We start from the raw sequence: 426 nt of genomic DNA on the forward strand, positions 1-426 counted from the left end.
GACGCTCGGGACCGCCGGCCGGGAGGTCGAGGCCGAGACGGACGAGCACGGCGTCGCCGAGGCGCGCGTGCCGCTGGAGGACGACCGCGACCTCGTCTCCCGGTACGCCGGTGACGCCGTGCACGCGGCGGCGCAGGACGCGGACTCGGTACCGCGCGTGCCGCAGCCGCCGGGAGACGTCCTGTTCCTCGTGGACGAGTCGGGCAGCATGGGCGGCTACCAGGCCGCCGTGCGCGCCCACGTCCTCCTCATCGCGAGCGAGCTGGCGCGCGGGATCGACTACCAGATCGGTCTCGTGGGCTTCGGCGCCGACGGCCAGGACTACCTGCCGCACACCCACCTGCCCGCGACGGACGAGCTGACCGACGTCGAGGCGGCGCTCGCCGGCCTGCGGACCAGCGGCGGGACCGAGCCGGGGATCGATGC

1 protein-coding gene is annotated in these 426 nt (G+C 75.6%); it reads left to right on the forward strand.

From position 1 onward, the window contains the following. Window positions 1-426 (forward strand): vWA domain-containing protein (locus G3I78_RS48905; RefSeq protein ID WP_164437118.1); only part of this gene is annotated, 426 nt, incomplete at both ends.

The organism is Streptomyces sp. SID13726 (assembly GCF_010548375.1).
Classification (GTDB): domain Bacteria; phylum Actinomycetota; class Actinomycetes; order Streptomycetales; family Streptomycetaceae; genus Streptomyces.